General features: G+C 62.3%; 23 protein-coding genes and 1 pseudogene. 8 read left to right on the top strand and 16 right to left on the bottom strand.

Annotated features, from left to right (window positions below; translation table 11 throughout):
• Positions 1–176, top strand: a 176-nt coding sequence (locus tag IQ35_RS11710; protein ID WP_199739889.1) for a transposase, incomplete at its 5' end; no start/stop codon positions are given.
• Between the two features lie 38 nt (positions 177–214).
• On the opposite strand, the gene IQ35_RS21080 is transcribed toward IQ35_RS11710, so the two are convergent.
• From IQ35_RS21080 to IQ35_RS11670, 8 genes are all read right to left on the bottom strand, one after another.
• Positions 215–937, bottom strand: a complete 723-nt coding sequence (locus IQ35_RS21080) for a hypothetical protein (RefSeq protein WP_158636662.1) — start codon at positions 935–937, stop codon at positions 215–217.
• A gap of 20 nt (positions 938–957) precedes the next feature.
• Positions 958–2115, bottom strand: coding sequence for a glycosyltransferase family 2 protein (locus IQ35_RS11700; RefSeq protein ID WP_021244525.1), 1158 nt, complete (start codon positions 2113–2115; stop codon positions 958–960).
• Positions 2112–3098, bottom strand: a complete 987-nt coding sequence (locus tag IQ35_RS11695) for a glycosyltransferase family 2 protein (RefSeq protein WP_021244526.1) — start codon at positions 3096–3098, stop codon at positions 2112–2114. Before IQ35_RS11695 ends, IQ35_RS11700 begins: the two co-directional genes overlap by 4 nt.
• Positions 3050–3541, bottom strand: a complete 492-nt coding sequence (locus IQ35_RS11690) for a hypothetical protein (protein ID WP_145073673.1) — start codon at positions 3539–3541, stop codon at positions 3050–3052. Before IQ35_RS11690 ends, IQ35_RS11695 begins: the two co-directional genes overlap by 49 nt.
• Positions 3542–3656: 115 nt before the next feature.
• Positions 3657–4004, bottom strand: a complete 348-nt coding sequence (locus IQ35_RS11685; RefSeq protein ID WP_031290883.1) for a RidA family protein — start codon at positions 4002–4004, stop codon at positions 3657–3659.
• A gap of 283 nt (positions 4005–4287) precedes the next feature.
• Complete coding sequence (locus IQ35_RS21490) at positions 4288–4569, bottom strand: glutathione S-transferase N-terminal domain-containing protein (protein WP_242003330.1); 282 nt, start codon at positions 4567–4569, stop codon at positions 4288–4290.
• 1 nt (position 4570) lies between these two features.
• A complete protein-coding gene (gene fahA / locus IQ35_RS11675) occupies positions 4571–5884 on the bottom strand; it encodes a fumarylacetoacetase (RefSeq protein ID WP_242003329.1) in 1314 nt (437 codons plus the stop codon).
• Entirely contained in the window at positions 5881–6426 is a 546-nt protein-coding gene (locus IQ35_RS11670) for a VOC family protein (RefSeq protein ID WP_021244530.1), read from the bottom strand. Before IQ35_RS11670 ends, fahA begins: the two co-directional genes overlap by 4 nt.
• A 96-nt stretch (positions 6427–6522) precedes the next feature.
• Here IQ35_RS11670 and IQ35_RS11665 point away from each other — a divergent pair, with 96 nt between their 5' ends.
• From IQ35_RS11665 to IQ35_RS11645, 5 genes are all read left to right on the top strand, one after another.
• Positions 6523–6981, top strand: a complete 459-nt coding sequence (locus IQ35_RS11665; RefSeq protein WP_021244531.1) for a MarR family winged helix-turn-helix transcriptional regulator — start codon at positions 6523–6525, stop codon at positions 6979–6981.
• Between the two features lie 122 nt (positions 6982–7103).
• Positions 7104–7379, top strand: a complete 276-nt coding sequence (locus tag IQ35_RS11660) for an HU family DNA-binding protein (RefSeq protein ID WP_021244532.1) — start codon at positions 7104–7106, stop codon at positions 7377–7379.
• An 8-nt stretch (positions 7380–7387) separates the two neighbouring features.
• On the top strand, positions 7388–7642 hold the full coding sequence (locus IQ35_RS11655; protein ID WP_021244533.1) for a hypothetical protein: 255 nt from the start codon (positions 7388–7390) through the stop codon (positions 7640–7642).
• 147 nt (positions 7643–7789) lie between these two features.
• Positions 7790–8428: a Ros/MucR family transcriptional regulator gene (locus tag IQ35_RS11650; RefSeq protein WP_021244534.1), complete on the top strand. Its 639-nt coding sequence runs from the start codon at positions 7790–7792 to the stop codon at positions 8426–8428.
• A 220-nt stretch (positions 8429–8648) separates the two neighbouring features.
• Positions 8649–9398: an SDR family NAD(P)-dependent oxidoreductase gene (locus IQ35_RS11645; RefSeq protein ID WP_021244535.1), complete on the top strand. Its 750-nt coding sequence runs from the start codon at positions 8649–8651 to the stop codon at positions 9396–9398.
• Positions 9399–9459: 61 nt separating this feature from the next.
• On the opposite strand, the gene IQ35_RS21075 is transcribed toward IQ35_RS11645, so the two are convergent.
• From IQ35_RS21075 to IQ35_RS11625, 5 genes are all read right to left on the bottom strand, one after another.
• A complete protein-coding gene (locus IQ35_RS21075; protein WP_021244536.1) occupies positions 9460–9609 on the bottom strand; it encodes a hypothetical protein in 150 nt (49 codons plus the stop codon).
• A 420-nt stretch (positions 9610–10029) separates the two neighbouring features.
• Entirely contained in the window at positions 10030–10626 is a 597-nt protein-coding gene (locus tag IQ35_RS11640) for a histidine phosphatase family protein (protein WP_021244537.1), read from the bottom strand.
• A gap of 8 nt (positions 10627–10634) precedes the next feature.
• Positions 10635–11438, bottom strand: a complete 804-nt coding sequence (kdsB, locus tag IQ35_RS11635) for a 3-deoxy-manno-octulosonate cytidylyltransferase (protein WP_145073667.1) — start codon at positions 11436–11438, stop codon at positions 10635–10637.
• A gap of 5 nt (positions 11439–11443) precedes the next feature.
• Positions 11444–12451 (bottom strand): KpsF/GutQ family sugar-phosphate isomerase, encoded by a 1008-nt coding sequence (locus IQ35_RS11630; protein WP_031290886.1) that lies wholly within the window; start codon positions 12449–12451, stop codon positions 11444–11446.
• 261 nt (positions 12452–12712) lie between these two features.
• A complete protein-coding gene (locus tag IQ35_RS11625) occupies positions 12713–13717 on the bottom strand; it encodes an NAD-dependent epimerase/dehydratase family protein (protein WP_021244540.1) in 1005 nt (334 codons plus the stop codon).
• A gap of 217 nt (positions 13718–13934) precedes the next feature.
• Between IQ35_RS11625 and IQ35_RS11620 the strand changes: the two genes are divergently transcribed.
• Positions 13935–15065 carry a GNAT family N-acetyltransferase gene (locus IQ35_RS11620; protein ID WP_145073665.1) on the top strand — a complete coding sequence of 377 codons (1131 nt, stop codon included), beginning with the start codon at positions 13935–13937 and terminating at the stop codon, positions 15063–15065.
• Complete coding sequence (locus tag IQ35_RS11615) at positions 15062–15940, top strand: cupin-like domain-containing protein (protein WP_021244543.1); 879 nt, start codon at positions 15062–15064, stop codon at positions 15938–15940. The genes IQ35_RS11620 and IQ35_RS11615 overlap by 4 nt, the downstream gene beginning before the upstream one ends.
• Here IQ35_RS11615 and IQ35_RS11610 read toward each other — a convergent pair.
• The 3 genes and pseudogenes from IQ35_RS11610 to IQ35_RS11600 form a co-directional block, all read right to left on the bottom strand.
• Entirely contained in the window at positions 15918–16985 is a 1068-nt protein-coding gene (locus IQ35_RS11610) for a GNAT family N-acetyltransferase (RefSeq protein ID WP_145073664.1), read from the bottom strand. The genes IQ35_RS11615 and IQ35_RS11610 overlap by 23 nt on opposite strands.
• Before the next feature lie 48 nt (positions 16986–17033).
• Positions 17034–17404 (bottom strand): annotated as a pseudogene (locus IQ35_RS11605) (Mpo1-like protein).
• A gap of 58 nt (positions 17405–17462) precedes the next feature.
• Positions 17463–18467, bottom strand: a complete 1005-nt coding sequence (locus IQ35_RS11600; RefSeq protein ID WP_145073706.1) for a serine hydrolase — start codon at positions 18465–18467, stop codon at positions 17463–17465.
• Positions 18468–18479: the final 12 nt, after the last annotated feature.

Here is an 18479-nt window from a genome sequence, read left to right as displayed (position 1 = left end):
CCAGGACCGCTGCTCTGGCAAGCGCGGAGTTTACCACCTTGCGCCTGCGGCTGCTCAAGGTCGCTGCGCGCGTCGTAGAAAGTGCTAGCCGCATCCGCATTGCCTTCGCTTCCGCCTGTCCGGATGCCGACCTGTTCCGCGCCCTCGTTCTCCGGCTGAAGCCTGCGCCGACGTAGCCCATGCGGCAGCGCCGCAGAACTCCGAGCCCAGCCCTTCAACCCGAAAAGCCCATCAATCCGAATGCGGTGAAACAAACGCCAGCGATGCCGGTCGTCCGCGCAATACAGCCAGCCGCAGCAAATGCCCAGAGCGGACCCGAAACCGAGCGTCGTGAATAAGAGAGGTTAGGCGGATGCCACTCCCCCGCATCGAAGCCAAAATCCTCTGGAGAAAAGAATGATCTCGGTCGATGCACAAGAAGTTTCCCCCGCGTGATCTTCGAAAATTCGCAGAATAAGGGGAGTTGGTCATAGATTTGATGATAAGGTCTGCCGTGACTCCCAAAAATGATGCCGCCGAATGAGCAGCTGCCATAAGGGGCGTCCGAAATATTGTTTAACAGCCCCATGGAAATTCGTAAAGCTCTGTCGTCGTCGTCACTGGGAGATGGGGATATGATCACATTATGATCGGGAAGTATCACGCATGATGCAAAGCGCATGCGCTGCATTATTGCGAACCTCTTTCCCGTGATTTCGTCCTGAAGCAGCAGAAAATTACCGAAAACGCCATCTTTCGAGGATTCGGTGTAACCGCCGGCAACAACGGATGCTGTTCCGTCGGAATATGGCGACCTTATCGTATATTTATCGGTGCAAAAATCTCTTGCAACTTCATATGCAGAATCATTGGAGAATATGAATTTGATAAATTTACCTAAATATTCATCCTGATTATCAAGAAAATCCGGAGATTTATTTAAGTAAATTCTTTCCATGGGAAATTCCAATTCTATTCTTACTTATTATATAATATTCTTTTGATCGACTGAAATTCATCGATTGCCTTTTTTGCCTGAACCGTTTCACGAATGGCCTTCGACTGTCGATCCAGGTCGTTCAACCGTCGTTCCAGGACATTCAGGCGGCGATTTATCTCATCCAGGTTCTGGTTGGTCCGTTCACCGCGCAGAGCCTCAATGACGTCCCACCCATTGCCCCGACGGATTTGTTCCGCGTAGCGCCAGGCGTTCGTGCCATGCAGATCCTGTAACCCGGCATCGGTCCAGATGCGGGAATCGAGGTTCTGCAGGGTCTTGGCCGCGGCGGTGACATATCCATTGAAGGCGCCGGGCTGCAGCCGTGCTATATGCCAGGATATGTTGCCGATCAGCCAACGGAGCGCTTGCCGTTCATAATCCGGCATTCCGGCGGGAATATTGGCCCGTATTGTTTCAAAATGCGTGAAGAACGCCGCCAGTTCCCTGCCGGTCGAGGCCATCGTCTGACCGGGACGGTTCACGCGGTGATGGCAGACGATATGGTTCGAACATTCGATCGTCCGGGCGGCCAGACATACCCGCCAATGGAATGGATTGTCTTCGAAAAAGAAATCGCCCTCCGGATAGCGGATATCGTTCCTTTTCAAAAAGGCATGGTTGTAAAATTTGCGCCACGGCACGGCGATCATGTCCAGAGCCGCGATTCTGCGTGCTTCACCGAGGTTCGATGCCTCCAATCTTGACCATTTTTTCCAATCCGCCGGCTTTTTGATCTTCCTTTCCCGTTGATCGAACTCTTCATAATTCGCTATGCAAATATCCGACGGAGCCGCCTCATAGTCCCGCCGCGCCCGCTTGAATGCTTCGGGTATGAGGTAATCATCACCATCGACAAAGAATATGGTGTCGCGCAGGGCATGATCCAGGCCGATATTGGCCGCGATACCCACGCCGCCGAATGTATTCGTCCCCAGCCATATGGGCGTCCAAAGGACGTCCGGCCCGAAGCCGCCCGCGGCGAAAAAATCTTCGATCCGGTCGGCGATGTCGTCGGTGGACCCGTCGTCCACCAATATCACCTGATCGCCAGGACGCACGCAGGAAGCGAGGCTGTCCAGGCACTCCCCGATATAGGCGGCGACATTATAGGTCGTGATGATGAAGGAAATGCTCATCCCAATTTGCCTTGAGCCAGCAGGGTGTTGATACTGCCGGCAAGGGCAGGGTTGCGATATGCAAGCAGCGTCATCAAATCCGTGTCAAGGCCGTCGAGGAAGAACTCCTGGGATCGCCTGATCATTTCGTCATGGTGGTCTTCATCCATATTCTCGCCGATCCAACTCATGAGATTCCGGGCAAAAAGCAGGAACGGTTCCAGGAACCGCAATCGGCGCGCGGGTGGAATGCGCGCCATGCAGGATCGGACATTCTCAAAAGCCTCGAACACCCGGATTCGTTCGTCATTGCGGCGATTTGTCAGCCGCTCGCCATTCATCGCGACGAAGTGGGTTGCGCCGATCACGCTTGTGCACAAAACCGCCTCGGCGCGCAGAAAGCTGGTCCAATGTAGTTCGATATCGTTGTGGACGGGCAGTTCGGTGCACCGCAGGTCGTGCTGCTTCAGGAAGGCGGTCCGGTAAATCTTGTTCCATGGGTAGGCGGCAAGACTGCATAATTTCAATATTTGGGAAGAGTCGAGCAGCCGCGGCGCTTCTTCCGCCTGCACGGCCTGCCACAGTTGTTCTTCTTTCGAAAACGTGCCGGTCTGTCCCAAGGAGAGCATCCGGCTGTCATGATGGCGGAAAATGCAGAAATCGAAATCCGGAGCGATGTCGGGCTGCGCCAGCGCCGCCACGATCTGTAGAAACCCTGCCTCGAAAAGATCATCGGAATCGAAGAAAATCAGATAGTCGCCGGTCGCCCGCGCCAGCCCGATATTCCGCCCATGGCCCGCGCCGCGCTGAACCTCGCTTCGCAGATGGATGATCTTACCCTGAAATTCAGGGGAAAGTTCCCATGATGCAAAGTCGTATTCATTGTCGGAGGCATCGTCACAGACGATCACTTCCTTGAAAATGGCAAACGCATCTACCTGGCGCAGCAGGCGCTTCAATCCGTCGGGATCGTTCCAGACAGGAATGACGAGGGAGATTTCCATATAAGGCTCCCTGGCTTCAAACCACGAAGAACTTGAGTTCGCTTATCGTGATGTTTGTGTCTGCCACGGGAAGGAAGATCACAAGCTCCCGCCAATCCGCCTTCATAGCCGGACCGGATGCAGGCGCGGCTGGTGACGGCGTGATCTGCGTGGGATTTGCAGATCAGGCCTGCTATGCTTCTGCCCTGAAGATCGAAATTGCCGGCGGCGATGTGTAGTCCCACCCATCGAACCGGTCTGATAATGCGATAGGATAATTTCAGAACATTCCCGTTGCCGGTTTCAAAATTACCTTTGATTTGCCCTTCGGGGTCTATGACGAAAAAAACATTAGGGCCAACTCTTGCGCCGTCGGTGATCGATCCTTGCGATTTTTCTGTCTGCATCATGCCGATGGTGTGATTGACTTGGGCATCGGGGCCAAAGAAAAGATTGTCGGACATTCGTCGCTGCTCTCCAGATCGGTTCCGCCCCGGCCCTACCGAATTCGGGTTTGTTCAGCAATAAAATCGTCTGGCGCTTCGCCGTCCATCGGTCTTGCCGGCGAAGCGCCGCATGTCAGGCTCTGGCCGCGACGATGATGATCTCGACCTTATATTCGGGCGCGGCGAGCTTGGCTTCGCCCGTGGCGCGGGCGGGAGCGGGGTGGCCCGCCACCCATGCGTCCCAGACGCCGTTCATTTCGGCGAAATCGCCCATGTCCGCCAGCCAGATCGTCGCCATCAGCAGATGATCCTTCGAACTGCCGGTTTCCTTGAGAAGCGTGTCCACCTGCGCCAGCACCGCGGTCGTCTGCGCGGCGACGCTCTCGCCGGGCGCGCCTACTTGTCCCGCCAGATAGACGGTATCGCCATGCACCACGGCTTGGCTCATGCGCGGGCCGCATTCGATCCGTTCGATGGTCATTGTCTTGCATTCTCCTTGATGTTGCCGGCGGCATTCCGCCCAGCGGAAAGCCGGTCGCAGGTCGATCGCCCATGGGTCAATCGCCTGTACCCTGTCCAGTGCCGCCGGCGCTTTTTCCCACCGCCGGTCGATCCTTCGCCCGAGGCGTGTCGGTTCAAGAATGTCCCGGCGCAAGATCGGGATGCGCGGCCTTGACGGCGGGATGTTCACGCGCATGGCGCACCGCCGCCGTCAGGGCGGGATAGGCGTTTAGCGGCACCGCGAAGCGTTCAGCCGAATAGACCTAGGGCACGAGATGGCAGTCGGCCATGGTCAGGCTGTCGCCAAAGGCGTAACGGCCGCCGTGGCGGCGATCATGTCCTCCAGCGCGGCGAAGCCGCCCGTCCGCCTCCAGCGTGGGCACCAGTCCCAGCGGATTGAGCGCCCGATAATCGGCGGCGCGCTGCTCGCCGCTCAACAGATCGACCGGCGCCTGCCGATAGTCCAGTCCCTTGGCGTTCAGGGCTATGCGCGTGCGATAGCTGGTGCCGGACCGCCAATAGCCGTGCAGGACGAGATTCGGCACATCACGTCTCCAATCGGAGCGCGGGCGCAATGCGGGCGCGGCAGTCGCCAAAGCCGATCCGCGCGAAGCCGGGCGCCTGCGCGAAGGCGGTGATGACGACTTCGTCGCCATCCTCCAGGAAAGTACGGCTTTCCCCTTCGGGCAGGCGGATCGGCTCCTTGCCGCCGTCCGTGAGTTCGAGCAGGCTGCCCTTGCTCCCGTCCGCCGCGCCCGACAGCGTGCCCGTGCCCAGCAGGTCGCCGGGGGAGAGATTGCAGCCGTTGACGCTATGATGGGCGATGAGCTGGGCGGGCGTCCAGTACATCGCCGTCATCGAACCCCGGCTGAGGCGATGCGGGGCTTGCCCTTCGGCCCGCATCCGCGCCGTGGACAGGAACACCTCCATCGTCACGTCCAGCGCGCCGCGCCGCTGGTCGGCGGGGTCGAGCAGATAGGGAAGCGGCAAGGGATCGCCCTCCGGCCGCGGGGGCTGCGCGGCGGCGAAGGGCGCGAGCGCAGCCATGGTGACGATCCAAGGCGAAATGCTGCTGTGGAAATTCTTGGCGAGGAAAGGGCCGAGCGGCTGATATTCCCACGCCTGTATGTCGCGCGCCGACCAGTCGTTCAGGATCGAAAGCCCCGCGATATGATCCGCCGCCTGCCCGATGGGGATGGGCCGGCCCAGCATGTTGCCGCGTCCGACCCAGATCGCCATTTCCAGTTCATGATCCAGCCTTTTGCAGGGACCGAACACAGGGGCCTGCGCGCCGGGCGGCAGGGTCTGTCCATTGGGGCGGACGACGTCCTCGCCCGAAATCCGGATGGAGGATGCGCGGCCATGATAGCCGATGGGGACATGTTTGTAATTGGGCAGCAGCGGATTGTCGGGCCGGAACAGCCTCCCGACATTCACGGCATGATGGATGCCGGTATAGAAATCCGTATAGTCGCCGATCTGGACGGGCAGATGCAGCCTGCATTGCCCCGCCGGGTAAAGGGCGGGACGGACGGCCTTTTCCCAAGCCGGATCGGTGAGCAGGCGGAACAGGCCGTGGCGCAGGGCGCGCAACGTATCATTGCCTGCCCCCAGCAGAGCGTTGAGCGTGGAATCGTTCGCCAGCAGCGCGGCATCGCGCGCGTCTTCCGGCAGCAGGGCGGCGATCGCGCCAATGTCGAGAATCTCCGTGCCGATCGCGACCCCGCCGCGCGGTTTGCCGGATGGCGGCGCGAATATGCCCAGGGGAAGGTTCTGGACCGGGAAATCCGGGTGGCCGTTCGCGCTCTCGGCCCAGCTTCGGGCGGCGGGATCGTGCGTGAAATCGGTCCGGTCCGTCAAATCCCTTCCTCCTTGTGCAGCCAATCCGCATGGCGCGGCGCTTTCCTGGTTTGCGACCATTCCTCCAGCATCAGCGGCGCGACGCGCGCCAGTTCCGCATATTGTGCCGGCGTCCCGATATTGCAGGCCAGTTCGATGCGATGGCCGTTGGGGTCGAAAAAATAGATGGACTTGAAAATGCCATGATGGGTGGGACCGAGCACTTCGATGCCCTCCGCCTCGATATGGGTCTTCGCGGCGAGCAGGGCGTCCATGTCGGGCACTTCGAAGGCGATATGCTGGACCCAGGCGGGCGTGTGGGGATCGCGGCCCATCTCCGGCTGGTTCGGCAACTCGAAAAAGGCCAGCACATTGCCGCCGCCGCAATCCAGGAAGACGTGCATATAGGGATCTGGGGCCCCGGTCGAAGGGACATGATCTTCGGCAAAGGCCGTGGTGTAGGTCATGCCCAGCACGCGCTGATACCATTGCACGGTTTCCTTCGCGTCGCGGCAGCGATAGGCGACATGATGGATGCGGCTGATCCTGAACGGCGGAGGCATGACCCTCTCCTTGCGATTGCTCGCCTTGTGAAGCTGGTAACAATTGAAACCAATTTACGCTTTGCGCGATATGGTGTCAAATGATACCGGTTCGATATGGCACGGAAACCGCTGCGGCTCGATCAGTTTATGCCTTATCGCCTGTCGGTCGCCGCCAATCGCGTAAGCGGCGCGGTCGCCAGCGCCTATGACAGGCTTTTTGCGCTGAGCGTTCCGGAGTGGCGCGTGATCGCCGTTCTGGCGGAAAGCGAGGGCGCAACCCAGAATGCCATCGGCCAGAAAACCGCCATGGACAAGGTGACGGTCAGCCGCGCCGCCATTTCCCTGGCCGGAAGAGGTTTGATCGAGCGTTCGCCCAATCCCCGCGACGGCCGGTCCCACATGCTTTCCCTGAGCCGGGAAGGCCGCAACCTTTATCGCCGGATCGCGCCGAAGGCCCTTGAGCTGGAGGCGGATATATTCTCTGTCCTCTCGCAAGAGGACCTTGCGCGTTTCCGCGAGGCCCTGGATCATGTCGCCCGCAAGGCGGCGGAGTTGTCCGGAAAGAGGGATTGATCCCCAGGGAAAGGCGCGTCCCAACAGAGCGGCGCGTGGAAAATGGCAACGAACGGATATGGACCGACGCTTCCAGGCTGGCTATGCGCGGAAGGCATCACTCGCACATGAAAGGAATCGTAATGAATAACAGCGATCTGGCCGACAGCATTGCAGCCGCGCATGACTTGTCGAAGGCCGATGCGCGCAAGGTCGTCGACGGCGTGTTCGCCGCGATCGCCGATGCGGCGGCCAAGGGGGAGGAAGTCTCGCTGAACGGTTTCGGCAAGTTCAAGGTGAAGGACACGCCCGCCCGCGAGGGACGCAATCCCGCGACCGGCGCCACCATTCAGATCGCCGCGTCCAAGAAGCTGACTTTCGCGCCGGCCAAGGCGGTGAAGGACAAGCTGAACGGCTGATCCGGTAAATGAATTTCGACGATCAGCTTCACCGGTATTTCGCAAGCGCCCGACTGGATGATCTGGCGCCCGAAGCCATCGCGGCTGGCGTGGAAAAAATGCGCGTCGACTTCGGTCTGGAAACGGACCGGAGTCGGCGGTACGCGCTTTGGTGCCTGTTATTCCTGCTCGGAGAAGCGCCGGACATCGATGGGGCATTCACCCACCCGGCGGATCGCGACGCCGCGCGTAACTTCATAGAATTGATGGACAAGGCGAAGTGAAATCCGGCGCCGGCCCATTCCTTTCCGGTCATAATGGGACAGGATGCCTGCTCTTCCATAATATCCGCATCAAGGCATAGATTTACTTCCGTCGAAGAAAAATCCAATAAATGACGTCATCCGATTCGCGAGAGAAGGCGGCATATTATGACAGACAGCGTTAATCCTGACCTCAATGTGCTGACGGTTCAACTTCTGAGCGCTTATGTCACCAACAATACGGTGCCCCGAGAAGATCTGGTGGAGCTGATCCGTTCCACACGATCAGCGCTGGATGAGCCGGTGAAGGAATCCCCGGCGCCCGCCGAACAAATGCCGGTCGCGGCCGTATCGGTTCGCAAGAGCCTTGCTTCTCCCGATCATATATTGAGCATGATCGACGGGAAGCCTTATAAGACATTGAAGCGTCATCTTGCCACGCATGGCCTGACACCGGACGAATACCGGGAAAAATTCGGCTTGCCCAAGACCTATCCCATGGTGGCACCGAGCTATTCGGAACGTCGGCGCGCGGTCGCCAAGGAGGTGGGCCTGGGACGGAAGCGGGCCGAAGACGGGACTCGGCCGGGCGAGCCGCTGAATGGAGCGGCGAAGGAAACGGCGAAATCGGGCGGTGCGGGGAAAGCGGCGCCTCGCAAATCGCGCAATGCTTCCGCGGACGCCGCTGCTTCGGCCGCGATCACGCCGCAGGGAAGCGGATCGCCCGGCGGCAAGAACGGAGGCGCGAAATCTGCCTCGCGAACAGCCAGGTCGACGAGAAAGCCTGCCGCGCGCAAGGCGGAATAGCTTTGGCGCATCCGGGAATGGAGCGGCTCGCGCCTGCGCCGTTCCCTGTCGCGTTTCGCACATCCTCCCGAAATTTCGGTGGCGCGGTTCGATGAACGGCGCCATGAAGCCTCCGCACCCGCAACAGAGCGCATCGTGCGCTAGGGTATTTTCAAGCTGATCGTCTACGGTCAAAGGTTGGGGAAAAGCGACCGTCAAGGACGAGGAGGATTTCGGAGACATGGCAGGCACCGCATTCATCACCGGCGCAACGGCGGGCATCGGCGCGGCATGTGCGCGGCGCTTTGTCGCCGCGGGCTGGAAGGTGATCGTGACGGGCCGCCGCGCGGACCGTCTGGACGCGCTCGTCGCCGAACTGGGGGCGGACAATGTCCACGCCGCCCGCTTCGACATGCGCGACGACGCCGCGATCGATCATGCCGTTTCGACCTTGCCCGCCGGCTTCGCGGACATCGATCTTCTGATCAACAATGCCGGTCTGGCCTTGGGAACGGCCCCTGCGCAGCAGGCCGATCTTGCCCAATGGCGGCAGATGATCGAAACCAACGTGACCGGCCTTGTGACCATCACTCACAAGCTGCTGCCGATCCTGATCGCGCGCAAGGGCGGGATCATCAACCTGAGTTCGGTCGCCGCGACCTATCCCTATACGGGCGGGAATGTTTATGGCGGGACCAAGGCATTTGTCCGCCAGTTCAGCCTGGGGCTGAGGTCCGATCTTCACGGAACGGGCGTTCGCGTCACGTCCATCGAACCGGGCATGGTGGAAACCGAGTTCACCCTGATCCGTACCGGGAGCAAGGCCGCGTCGGACAGCCTGTATGGCGGCGTCATGCCCATGACGGGAGAAGACATCGCGGAAACGCTTCTTTGGGTGGCGACGCAGCCTGCCCATCTCAATTTCAATACGATCGAACTGATGCCCGTCAGCCAGTCTTTCGCCGGTTTTCAGGTTGCCCGCGATAGTTGAGCGTCAGAACTTCCCCCCAGGAAGCACGGCGACGTGCGCCCCGGGGGGAAGCCATGAGAGATCAGTTCCTGTATTTCCTGGCGGTCCTGGCTGCTTTGCTGGCTGCTTCAGCCAGTTCCGCCGCCTCGATCCCGTAGATCGCGGCGGCAGCCTGAAGCAGGGAAGCGGAATAGCCGGTTTGCGGCCGATGGTCCGAACGATATTTGTGCATGATATCTCCTTTCCCGCCGATCGGTATCGGCGGAATGGCAGGAAGCTGGCGGCTGTGAAGGACCGTGCCATGGCTTGCATGGCATGCGGTCGCATCCAGATGGTTTGAACGGCGGCTTGGTAAGGCCGGTTTCTCTATTTGGTCATCATTGTATCGCGCATCATATCAACCCCAATCCTTGTGGGGGAACACGACACTGACGTCATCGCCCGGGCGTCGTGCGCTTTAGCCGTTGGTGACGCGGAGCAAGCTGCATCCCGATCAAAAGCCGCGGGTCGAATGCCGATATTCCATCCGGCACGGCGACCACCCGTACCGCTGAGGCAATCTCTATTTAATAGATAGACTTGAAATCGGCAAGACAAGTTATGCTTGCCGACGGAATAGCTGCATTGCGCCGACGGTTGGTGCGAAAATCTGTCAGGGACGGAAATCCCAGCGCCGCAGTTCGGCATGGCCCGAAGCGTCGATCAGCACTTCCCCAAAAGCGCCGGTCCGCAATTTCAATGAAGCCAGCGGCAGGCCCAAGGCCGGCAGGGCGAAGCGCGCCGCGCCGTTGCTGGTGACAAGCAGGTCCGTGCCTTCCCCGCCGCCGCCGGAGAGATAGGCCCGCCAAGCCGCGATGCGCGTGTCGGCATCGGCGCGCCAGCCCGGCGGCGCGACAGCCTGCTCGTCCCATGCCGCGATCGCCTCCGCGCCCACGCGCGCCAGCACATCCTCTTCCGAACGCCCCTCATCCGGGCCGTGATCGATTTCATTGAGCCAGGGCAGGAACCCGTCGACAGGCTTGCCCAGGACGGCGCCGATCCGTTCCGCGGTTTCGCGCGCGCGCAGCAACGGGCCGGAAAAGATGTGTCCGACGCACAATGGCTGGGCCGCGAACCACGCGCCCAGGCGATCCGCCTGCTCCCGGCCCCGGGCCACCAGCGGAAGGTCGGTCCGCGCGCCGATGCGGCGGGGCGGCGTGCCGTCTTCAAACGTATTGCCATGCCGGATGATGAAGATGCGGCGCGTCATGGGCGGCCTTACGGCAGACAGGGCGTCGGATCGCCGTGGATGGCGATCAGGGCCTCGACCCGGACGATGTCCTGTTCGGTATCGATGCCCGAACTGTCGAAGAGAGGCGGAGGCACCGGCACCGTCATGACCGGGATTCCCGATTCCAGCAGCCGCAATTGCTCCAGTCCCTCCAGCGTCTCCAAGGGCGTCGGTGCGGTTTGCTCGAACCGCTTCAACGCGTCGATGGCATAGCCATAAAGGCCGACATGACGCCAGACCGGGGAGAGCGGCTCTGTCTGGCGCAAGGCCGCTTCATCGCGGATCGCGGGAATGATCGTCTTGGAAAACCATAGCGCCCGGCCGTCGGCCGCGCGCACGCAGGTGGTGCCGCTGAAAGGGGAACGCATCTTGTGATCCCGCAATGAATCCAGGGCGTCCCAGTCGAGCGCGATCACGGGCGTCGCGACCTGCGTCCCGTCCAGCAGCGCGGAAATGACGGCGCTTAGCGCGCCTTCGGGCTGGAAGGGGGAGTCGCCTTGCAGACTGACGACGAACCGGGGCGGCGAAGGCCGCGCCAGCGCGGCGGCAAGCGCGCGTCCCGATCCGGTGGCGATGGCGCTTTGGGTCATCACCGCCTCGCACCCCGCCGCCTGGGCGTGATCGGCGATTTCCCGGTCGTCCGTGGCGACCACAAGATCGATGTCCGGCAGATCCCGAAGAGACCCGCGCGCCATGGCGATGGTTCGATGCAGCAATGTCCGCCCGGCGATCGGGCGCAGCGGCTTGCGCGGAAGGCGGGACGATCCTGCCCGCGCCGGAATGACGACCAATATGGTCAGGCGACCCCGGCTTCGAGCAGATCGTGCATGTGCACCGCGCCGATCAGACGCTCCTCCTCGCAGACGAAGAACAGCATCACGCTGCTGTCATGCATCCGGCGCAAGGCTTCCGATGCCAGTTCGTCCGGACCGACGGACAGCGGCGTGACCGTCATGAACTGTCCGATCGGCTCCGTCAGATTCTGCTTCGTCGTGAGGGAACGGCGCAGGTCCCCATCGGTAAAGGCGCCGATCAGCCGGCCCCGGCCATCGACGACCGCCGTGCCGCCCAATCGGCCCCGCGTCATTTCGATCATGGTTTCCAGAAGCGTCGCATCCTCGCGCACCTGGGGGACGCTGTCACCCGATGCCATCAATTCGCGCACCTTGACCAGCTGCGCGCCAAGACGCCCGTTGGGATGGAATTTATGGAAATCGTCGGCGGAAAATCCGCGCATCTCCATCAGGGAAACCGCAAGGGCGTCGCCGAAAGCCATTTGCACCGTCGTCGACGTCGTGGGCGCCAGGGAATTGGGGCAGGCTTCACGGACGGCCGGCATCAGGATGGAAATGTCCGCTGCCTGCGCGACCGTGCTGTCCGGCTGCGCCGTCATGGCGGCAAGCGGAATGGCGAAGCGTTTGCAATATTGGATGATCGGGCCAAGTTCCGTGGATTCGCCCGAATGAGAGAGCATCAGCACGAGATCGGCGGGCGTGACCATGCCCAGGTCGCCATGCCCGGCATCCGCGGGATGCAGGAAGATCGCGGGCGTGCCCGTCGAGGTCAGCGTGGCCGTCATCTTCCGCGCCACGATGCCGCTTTTCCCGATGCCGGTGACGATCACGCGGCCCCGCACGCTCATGATGACGCCGACGAGGCGGAGGAAGGTGGCAGCAAAGTCACGATCCGCGAATTGGGCTTCCAACGCGTTCAATCCGCTGGCGGCGACGGCAAGACTGCGGCAGGCGGTTTCGACGATGTGCCTGCCCGACTTGAATGGCACGATATTGGATACTGTAGACACGCATTCGCCCTTTTTCGTGCATCGCCCCGGCCCCATCCGGTCGGCGAACACGCGACGGCGACTATTATGTCGACCGCCTGTTATTGTTTTGGCCCGGATCTTTTCATTCGGGTGACAACAGGCTTACGCCATTTTGCCGACTTGTGGCAATCTATTATACCATAAGGAAATAACGCCAATTTGGACCCGCTCGAAAGAAAAGCAGACCAAAGCGCTGGAAATCGCGCCAAAGCGCGGAACTTTTCCTAAAGTGGCGAACGCCTATTTCCCGATGCCGTGATAGTCGCGATACCAGGATACGAATCGCGGCACTCCCAATTCGATGCCGGTGGCCGGAGCGAAGCCGACATCGCGCGCGATCGCACTGATGTCCGCATAGGTGGCGGGCACGTCGCCCGGCTGCATGGGCTGGAAATCCATTTGCGCCTTTCGGCCGCACGCCTCCTCCAGCAACGCGATCAGGTGCATCAATTCTTCCGGACGGTTGTTGCCGATATTGTAGAGGCGATGAGGCGCCCGGCTGCCGCCCGCCTTCACCGCGCCGTCGTCGTGCGGCGCATTGTCGAGACAGGCTATGACGCCGGTGACGATGTCGTCGATATAGGTGAAGTCGCGCTGCATCCGGCCATGGTTGAACACGGGTATCGGCTCGCCCGCGAGGATTTTCGAGGTGAAGATCCACATGGCCATGTCGGGCCGTCCCCACGGACCATAGACCGTGAAGAAGCGCAGCCCGGTCATCGGCACGCGGAAAAGATGGGCATAGGTTTCGCTCATCAGTTCGTCCGCGCGCTTGGTGGCGGCATAGAGCGATACGGGATGGTCGGCGCGATCCTCCACGCGGAACGGCAATATGTCGTTGCCGCCATAAACGGACGAAGACGACGCATAGACCAGATGGCGCACGCGGCGTTCCCGCGCCAGTTCCAGCATGTTGACATGGCCCGCCAGGTTGGAGCGCACATAGGCATGAGGATTGATCAGCGAATAACGGACGCCCGCCTGCGCGCCCAGATGGATGATCGCTTCCACCGGATGGTCCGTCAGGGCGTCCTTGAGCGCGCCCATGTCGGCAAAGTCGAGTTCGGTGAAGGTGAACAGCTTGCCATGCCGCCGGGAAAGGTCGGCGATGCGGTCCTGCTTGAGCGACACCGCATAATAATCGTTCATATTGTCGATGCCGATGACCGCGCGTCCGTCCTCCAGCAGACGGTCGGCCACCTGCATGCCGATGAAGCCGGCCGCGCCGGTGACGAGAATGGTCATGTTCGGGTCCGATGCCGCAAGAGGTCGTGATCGCGCTGCATGAAGCTGTTTCCCTGCCTTTCCGTCAAGACGCCGCTCCTCCTGATTTTCCCGATCCGTCCACACAGACGATCCCGCCCATGATGTAAAGGAACTTGCGGCGGATACCGGCCGGGAAAAGCTTCATGACGATCGATGCTTAGCTATTCCCTAATCATTCCATTCTATGAGCAGGGGCATGGATATGGCAACGCATCCTTCCGTGCCGGCAGGCTATCCCCATGCGCCCTTGCGCCGCGCGCGCTGGGCCGACCTGGCGGGCGCGGCGGCGGAAGCGAACGCATTTTATGCGCCCGACATGCTGGGCGCCGCGCTGGATCACCTCGCGGCGGGGCATGGCGTGCGCCTGATCGAGGCGCAGGAGGACGGCCGCTCCATCGGCCTTTTGCCGGTGGTCACGGCGTCGAGCCATGGGCGCTTGCCGGTTTCCTGCGTGGTCAACTGGATGCACGACCATTGTTTCTTCGGCGCGCCCATCGTCCGGCAGGGGCATGAGGTCGCCGCATGGCGCAGTTTCCTGGCGCAGCTCGACGCCGCCGATTGGGCGCCGGGTTTCCTGCATCTGGAATGTCTGGACGCGGCGGGCGCCAATGCCGCGGCGTTGGAGGCTCTATGCGTCGAACAGGGACGGGGGCGCCGGGAAATCCATCGCTACGACCGCGCGATGCTGCGATCCGATCTGTCCGCCGACGAATATTGGGAAACCCATGTCCGCGCCAAGAAGCGCAAGGAATTGCGCCGTCTGCAAAAGCGGCTGGCGGAACTGGGGCAGGTGGAAACCCACCTGCTGGCCTGCGCGGCGGACTTGCCGGTCTGGTGCCAGGATTTCCTGACACTCGAAGCATCGGGGTGGAAGGGACGCCAAGGAACCGCGCTGGCCTGCAAGAAGGCGGACGAGGCGTTTTTCCGCGCGGCCTGCGCCGCCGCCTTCGATGCGGGGCGGCTGCATTTCCTGCGGATGGATATGGACGGGCGCGCCATCGCCATGCTCGTCAATTTCCGCCATGGCGAAGGAGCCTTTTCCTTCAAGATCGCCTTTGACGAGGCGCTGGGCCGCTTTTCGCCCGGCATATTGATCGAGATCGCCAATCTCCATGCGGTGCAGGGCGATCCCGACATGGCATGGATGGATAGCTGCGCCGCCGTCGATCACCCGATGATCGACAGCCTGTGGGCGGAGCGGCGGACGATCGTGCAATATCGGATCGCCCTGCACGGGAGCGGCTTCAAGCGGTTTCAGCGGGCGGCGGCTTTCGCGCTCGCCACCGGAGTCGAACGGATAAGCCAGATCATGAAAGGACAGGCATGACCGCCCAGGGTTCGATCACGCCGGGGAAAGAAACGATGGCCCGGATATTCCCCGACAGCGCGCGCGTGGCTTTCACCGCCGCCTATCCCGATCGGGCGGCGGCGCTTGTCCATGATCTTGCCGGCCATCCGCTGCTGGAACCGGCCGCGCTGGCCGATCTGGCCGAACGGATGCCGGCGGGCAGCGTGGAATATAATCTGGGCGCATTGCCGCTTGGCGTGCGGCCGGACGAGACGCCGTCCAACGGCCTGACGCTGGGCGAGACGATCCGGACCATAGAAACCAACGGCAGTTGGGCCGTGCTGAAGAATGTGGAGCGCGATGCGGCCTATGGCGCGCTGCTGGATCAGGCGCTGGCGGAGCTGGAACCGCTGGTCGCGCGGTGGACGGGGCCGATGCTGCATCGGGAAGCGTTCATTTTCCTGTCCTCCCCCGGCAGCGTCACGCCTTTCCACATGGACCCGGAGCATAACATCCTGCTCCAGATTCGCGGGAGCAAGACGATGACGGTGTTTCCCGCCCGCGACGAAGAGTTGGTGCCTCCATGCAAGAGCGAGGATTTCCACAAGGGCGGCCACCGCAATCTGGAATGGCGCGATGCATTCATGGCGCGCGGCGTTCCCCTTCTGCTGGAGCCGGGCGACGCCATCCATGTGCCGGTGAAAGCGCCGCATTTCGTGCGGAACGGTCCGGACGTTTCGATCAGCCTGTCAATCACATGGCGGTCGGAACGCAGCGTCGCGGAGGGAGAATTGCACAGCTTCAACGCTTTGCTTCGCCGCTGGAAAATGCCGGTCGGCAAAATCACGCCGCAGCCGGAAAAGCAGAGGGCACGGCGCTTCGTCTATCGCCTCATGCGGAAATTGGGCGCCTGAGCAGGCGGCGCAGGGCGGCTTCGGCCTCCAGGCGCGGAGAGAAGCGTTCGAGCGCCCACCATTCGAGGCGCTCCTCGCAGGTGGCGAGGCTCTGCTTGTATCGGTCCTTGCCCGCGAGCAGCGAATAGAGCCGGAAACCGCGCGCCGCATAGTCGCCGACGGCTGCCGCATGGCACAGCAGGCCCGGCTTGTCCTTGGCGGAACGGGGGGCAGCGAAGGCGGACTGATAATTCAGCGCCACGCCGCGATGGATGAAATTGAGGAGCAATCCGACCGGGCCGTCCGCGCCGGTGAACCGCAGCAATTCGACCTCTCCCCCCTCCAGTCCGCGCCCGGCGATGACGGCGGCGAAATGGCGGAAGGCGTCGTCGTCCCAGGCATTGTCCGCATGGCGGCCCCGGTTGAGCCTGTGCATCTCGTCCAGCCAGGGTCCGATGTCGGCGTGGGCGGCCCGGGTGACGGCAGGAAGCGCATTGCCATGTTCCCTGACGGCGCGGCGGATCTGGCCGCGCGTGTTGGCGCTGAGCAGCGAGAGATAATCCCCTCCGGCCGCGCGCACGGCTTCAAGATCGACCTGATAGACCGGGGAGTCATCCAGCTTCGTCCGGCGGTGCGCCGGCAGGTCCAGCAGCGCCGATCCCGGCGCGACGCCCGCCAGATGCATCACGCGCCAGTCGCGACGGGCCGCGAGGGCCGACAGGACGGCCTGTGCGGCGGGCGCTTCCCGGCCGGTTTGTGTGAGCAGGCCGTTATATTCGATGAAGGGGCGGTCGACGACGCCATGGCCTGCCTGATTGAGGCAGAGCGTGGCCGTTCGCCCCAGCAGGCGCGGCGTCATCGCATGGCCGACGAGCGCCAGCGCGACGTCCTGATCCCCGTCGATGACCGCCAGAAGCTCCGGCCGCACGTCATAGGCGTCGAGCCATGCGCCGATCCATGTCCAGCCGAGAAAGAAGGACGCCTCCGACCGCGCTTCCAGCGCCCGCCAGCGCGCTTCGAGTGTCGTTCTGTCGGGCAGGGGGAGGAAATGCGCGCGTAGGGTCATGCCCCCTTGTGGCAAAGGCGCGGCCATGGTCAAGCGGATAGGGCGATGTCAGGGATGGAGCCGCCGGACGGGATCGATCGAACCGTCCGGCCGCACGCCGGCTACCGCCAGATCGTGCCCCATGCGCCCGGTCAGGAACCGATACCACATGCGGAAATCGGCGCGCAGGGACCAGAAGGGATAGTGGAAGGTCGCCGGCCTGTTTCGCTCGATCAGGCTATGGCCGCCCATGCAAAGCCATAGCCGGCAACCGGAATGGCGGCCAGCAGCCACCACCACCGCTCAGCCAGGAGCAATGCGCCTATCGTCAGCGCGATCACCAGCGTGGTGCCGACATAATGCAGCGCGCGCGTGCCGGGGCGCGCATGTTCTTGCAGATAGTAGGGCCAGAATTCGCGGAAGCAGGTAAATCCATTCACCTCGCACCTCTCTGACCCGACGGTAGCCGCGGCGAGCGCCGATGTTAAGCCGCTTGCGTCAGGCCGTGCGCCGGGCAGGAGCGAAGAGGAAATAATCATAAGCGGCGCGGGCGGCCTGCGCCATGATGCGATCGCGCGTTTCCCGCCCCCTGTAATCCTTCATCACGAATACGGAGATCGCGAACATCCGCCCGTCGGACAGGGTGACGATCCCGACGTCGCCGCCATAGCCGTTGAGCGATCCCGTCTTGTGCGCGATCCGCGCGCCGGGCGGCAACATGCCCTTGAGCCGCGCCTTGCCCGTATGGCAGCGTTCCATCATGCCCAGCAGATAGACGGTGCTGGCCGGTTTGAGCGCCTTGCCAAGCTGGATGGCGGCAAGCAGCGCGTTCATCGCGCGCGGGGTGGCGGTATCGCGCGGATCGAGCGTGAAGGCGATGTTCGGCATGTCGCGCGCATCGCGTTCGCGCAAGGTCAAATCCGCCTCCAGCGCGGCGGCCGCGTTCCGGCGGAAGCTGCCCGCGGCGGGGCTGATGCCCATGGCGCGATAGAGCAGGTGCGCGGTATCGCTGTCCACGCGCAGCGCCTTGACGCCCAACGCCTTGACCCAGCCGTCGACGGCGGCGGGGCCGCCCGCGCGCGCGACCAGGGCATCGGTCGCGTCATTGTCGCTATGGGTCAGCATCAGGTCGATGAGGTCATGGACGGAGCGGGCCTTGGCGAGCAAGGCCGGGCCGAGCGGCACCTGATCCTGCAAGGCGAGGACGCCCGCGTCCGCCATCGACAGGATCTTGCCCGCCACGGCGACCTTGTAGGTGCTGGCCATGGGAAACAGCGTGTCGCCGTTGAGCGATTGCTCCTCCCCTGTCGACAGGTCCTGCACGGCGATACCCACGGTGCCGTCGCTCAGCGCGGCAAAGCTCTGGAATTGAGCAAGCAGGCGCTCTTCGGCGGTTTGCTGCGAAGCGCCTTTGACCGGGCCGAAAGCATCCGCCGTGGGCAGCGGGGCGAAGAACAGGCCAAGGGCGGCAAGCATAGCGCCAAAAGTGCGGGAAAGCGGCATGGCCATTCTCTC

This window comes from Sphingobium wenxiniae (assembly GCF_007830065.1).
In the GTDB taxonomy this organism is placed as follows: Bacteria; Pseudomonadota; Alphaproteobacteria; order Sphingomonadales; family Sphingomonadaceae; genus Sphingobium; species Sphingobium wenxiniae.
Note: the sequence above shows the minus strand (reverse complement) of the source record. Positions and strands in the feature narration are given on the sequence as shown.

What these genes read in the sequence shown, in the direction of transcription:
- IQ35_RS21080 (WP_158636662.1), bottom strand. Translation starts at nt 937, where the DNA reads ATGGAAAGAATTTACTTAAATAAATCTCCGGATTTTCTTGATAATCAG.
- IQ35_RS11700 (WP_021244525.1), bottom strand. Translation starts at nt 2,115, where the DNA reads ATGAGCATTTCCTTCATCATCACGACCTATAATGTCGCCGCCTATATC.
- IQ35_RS11695 (WP_021244526.1), bottom strand. Translation starts at nt 3,098, where the DNA reads ATGGAAATCTCCCTCGTCATTCCTGTCTGGAACGATCCCGACGGATTG.
- IQ35_RS11690 (WP_145073673.1), bottom strand. Translation starts at nt 3,541, where the DNA reads ATGTCCGACAATCTTTTCTTTGGCCCCGATGCCCAAGTCAATCACACC.
- IQ35_RS11685 (WP_031290883.1), bottom strand. Translation starts at nt 4,004, where the DNA reads ATGACCATCGAACGGATCGAATGCGGCCCGCGCATGAGCCAAGCCGTG.
- IQ35_RS11670 (WP_021244530.1), bottom strand. Translation starts at nt 6,426, where the DNA reads ATGCCTCCGCCGTTCAGGATCAGCCGCATCCATCATGTCGCCTATCGC.
- IQ35_RS11665 (WP_021244531.1), top strand. Translation starts at nt 6,523, where the DNA reads ATGGCACGGAAACCGCTGCGGCTCGATCAGTTTATGCCTTATCGCCTG.
- IQ35_RS11660 (WP_021244532.1), top strand. Translation starts at nt 7,104, where the DNA reads ATGAATAACAGCGATCTGGCCGACAGCATTGCAGCCGCGCATGACTTG.
- IQ35_RS11655 (WP_021244533.1), top strand. Translation starts at nt 7,388, where the DNA reads ATGAATTTCGACGATCAGCTTCACCGGTATTTCGCAAGCGCCCGACTG.
- IQ35_RS11650 (WP_021244534.1), top strand. Translation starts at nt 7,790, where the DNA reads ATGACAGACAGCGTTAATCCTGACCTCAATGTGCTGACGGTTCAACTT.
- IQ35_RS11645 (WP_021244535.1), top strand. Translation starts at nt 8,649, where the DNA reads ATGGCAGGCACCGCATTCATCACCGGCGCAACGGCGGGCATCGGCGCG.
- IQ35_RS21075 (WP_021244536.1), bottom strand. Translation starts at nt 9,609, where the DNA reads ATGCACAAATATCGTTCGGACCATCGGCCGCAAACCGGCTATTCCGCT.
- IQ35_RS11640 (WP_021244537.1), bottom strand. Translation starts at nt 10,626, where the DNA reads ATGACGCGCCGCATCTTCATCATCCGGCATGGCAATACGTTTGAAGAC.
- IQ35_RS11625 (WP_021244540.1), bottom strand. Translation starts at nt 13,717, where the DNA reads ATGACCATTCTCGTCACCGGCGCGGCCGGCTTCATCGGCATGCAGGTG.
- IQ35_RS11620 (WP_145073665.1), top strand. Translation starts at nt 13,935, where the DNA reads ATGGATATGGCAACGCATCCTTCCGTGCCGGCAGGCTATCCCCATGCG.
- IQ35_RS11615 (WP_021244543.1), top strand. Translation starts at nt 15,062, where the DNA reads ATGACCGCCCAGGGTTCGATCACGCCGGGGAAAGAAACGATGGCCCGG.
- IQ35_RS11610 (WP_145073664.1), bottom strand. Translation starts at nt 16,985, where the DNA reads ATGACCCTACGCGCGCATTTCCTCCCCCTGCCCGACAGAACGACACTC.
- IQ35_RS11600 (WP_145073706.1), bottom strand. Translation starts at nt 18,467, where the DNA reads ATGCCGCTTTCCCGCACTTTTGGCGCTATGCTTGCCGCCCTTGGCCTG.